The organism is Nonomuraea antri (genome assembly GCF_013283785.1).
Classification (GTDB): domain Bacteria; phylum Actinomycetota; class Actinomycetes; order Streptosporangiales; family Streptosporangiaceae; genus Nonomuraea; species Nonomuraea antri.
Genome location: NZ_JABCPZ010000487.1, coordinates 1 through 2,218, shown reverse-complemented (window position 1 = coordinate 2,218; position 2,218 = coordinate 1). Strand labels below are relative to the sequence as shown.

Below are 2,218 nucleotides of genomic sequence, written 5' to 3'. Positions count from 1 at the left end.
GCCGCGTCCCCGCCGCCACCTCCGCCTCCATCGGCGAGGACTCATCTGCTGAGAGCCTTTCCGCCGAGCGTTCTGTCGCCGGCGGGGACGCGGCGGCCGAGGGGGTGCGGGTGCTGGCCGGCTGGCTGCGCCCGCACGCCACCGGAGGCTCGTTCCTCAACTTCCTGACCGACCCGGCCCGGACCAGGGCCGCGTACACCACCGCCGATCACGCCCGGCTGGCCCAGGTCAAGGCCGCCTGGGACCCGGACAACGTGCTCGGCCTGTCCCACAACATCGCGCCTGGCGCGTCACTCTAAGGAGACCCCCGATGTTCCTCCGCGTCGCAGTCGCCCTGCAGGCGGCCACCCTGCTGGTCCAGGCGATCACCGCCGGACTGCTGTTGTCCTCGCCCAGCGGACGCATGCTGCACAGCGTCGCCGCCATCGCGGTCGTCGTCGCCGGGCTGCTGCACCTGGTCGCCGCGATCCTGGTGTGGCGGCCGGGCGGCGGCTCGGCCCGTGGCATCGCCCCGGCGGTCGGCCTGCTGGTCGTGACCGTGGTGCAGATGGCGCTGGGCATGGCGCACATGAAGGCGCTGCACGTACCGCTGGGCGTGGTGATGTTCGCCGGCAGCGTGCTGCAGCTCAGCCGCCTCTGGACCGGTCGGCGCACCGGCGTCACGGCGGCGGCATGAGCCCGGCCAGAGGTCGGGCGCGCGGCGGCACGAGTTCGGCCGGGCGGACGCGTGGCGGCGGTCCCGCGCTGACGCGGCGGGAGACGCTGCGGCTGTTCGGGCTCGGGGCGGCCGTCGCGGCCGCCTCGGGCTGCTCGCTGATCGGCGGCACGCCGGTGCCCGAACTCATGGCCAGCACCGCGCCGCTGCCCAAGCCGTTCGCGGTGCCGCTGCCGCTGCCGCAGGTGGCCCGGCCGTACAAGACCGACGCGTACGCCGACTACTACGAGCTCAAGCAGCGCGTCGCCGACGTGGAGATCCTGCCCGGCCTGCGTACCCAGGTCTGGGGGTACGACGGGCAGTTCCCCGGGCCGACGATCCGGGCTCGCAGCGGACGCAAGACGATCGTCCGCGTCGCCAACGGGCTGGCCGCGCCCACCGTCACCCACCTGCACGGCGGCCACACCCCGCCCCAGTCGGACGGCTACCCCACCGACCTGGTGCAGCCCGGCGCGCACCGCGACTACGAGTTCCCGCTGGAGCAGCGGGCCGCCACCCTCTGGTACCACGACCACCGCATGGACTACACCGGCCCCCAGGTGTGGCGCGGACTGGCCGGCTTCTTCCTGGTCGGGGACGAGGAGGAGGCCGCGCTGCCACTGCCCTCCGGGGAACGGGACGTGCCGCTGATGATCTGCGACCGGTCCTTCGCCGAGGACGGGACCATGCCGTACCCGGGGCGCGAACAGGGGCCCGGGGCGCGGGAGATGTTCATGGGCGGCGTGCTCGGGGACGTCATCCTGGTCAACGGCGCGCCCTGGCCGCAACTGCGGGTGGACCGGGCGCGGTACCGGCTGCGGCTGCTGAACGGGTCGAACGCGCGGACGTACGAGCTGGCCCTGTCACCCGGCGGCACCCTGGTGCGCATCGGCAGCGACGGCGGGCTGCTGGCCGCGCCCCGTCCGGTACGTCAGGTACGGCTCGCCCCCGGCGAACGGGTGGACGTGGTGGCCGACTTCTCCGCCTACCGGGTCGGCGACCAGGTGGAGCTGCGCAACCTGGCGGGGGAGGGCCCGCAGGCCCGCGTGATGCGGTTCGCCGTGGACCGGGACGCCCGCGACGACTCCGCGATCCCGGCCCGGCTGTCACGCATCGAACCGCTGGACCCGGCCAAGGCGACCGCGACCCGCGACTTCGAGTTCAGCAGCGGCAGCATGCACGGGGGAACCGGGTGGCTGATCAACGGCCGACCGTTCGACGTCAAGCACGTGGAGGCCCGGCCGAAGCTGGGCGATACCGAGATCTGGCGGGTGACCAGCGACGTCGCGCATCCGGTGCATCTGCACCTGGCGCACTTCCAGGTGCTTTCGGTGAACGGCGAACGGCCCGAGGGGCCGCCGGAGTGGAAGGACACCGTGGAACTGCGGGAGGCGCAGACGGTGGAGATCATCACGCGGTTCACGGGGTACCGGGGGCGGTATGTGATGCATTGCCACAACCTGGAACATGAGGATATGGCGATGATGGCCAACTTCGACGTCATCTAACCCGATCCCCCCGCCC

Annotated in this window: 3 protein-coding genes; all 3 read left to right on the top strand. The window is 72.9% G+C overall.

Annotated features, from left to right (window positions below; translation table 11 throughout):
• Nucleotides 1-299, top strand: a 299-nt coding sequence (locus tag HII36_RS54755) for a BBE domain-containing protein (protein WP_173531312.1), incomplete at its 5' end; no start/stop codon positions are given.
• An 11-nt stretch (nt 300-310) separates the two neighbouring features.
• Complete coding sequence (locus HII36_RS54750) at nt 311-676, top strand: hypothetical protein (protein ID WP_173531311.1); 366 nt, start codon at nt 311-313, stop codon at nt 674-676.
• On the top strand, nt 673-2,202 hold the full coding sequence (locus tag HII36_RS54745; protein ID WP_173531310.1) for a multicopper oxidase family protein: 1,530 nt from the start codon (nt 673-675) through the stop codon (nt 2,200-2,202). Before HII36_RS54750 ends, HII36_RS54745 begins: the two co-directional genes overlap by 4 nt.
• Nucleotides 2,203-2,218: the final 16 nt, after the last annotated feature.

What these genes read in the sequence shown, in the direction of transcription:
- HII36_RS54750 (WP_173531311.1), top strand. Translation starts at nt 311, where the DNA reads ATGTTCCTCCGCGTCGCAGTCGCCCTGCAGGCGGCCACCCTGCTGGTC.
- HII36_RS54745 (WP_173531310.1), top strand. Translation starts at nt 673, where the DNA reads ATGAGCCCGGCCAGAGGTCGGGCGCGCGGCGGCACGAGTTCGGCCGGG.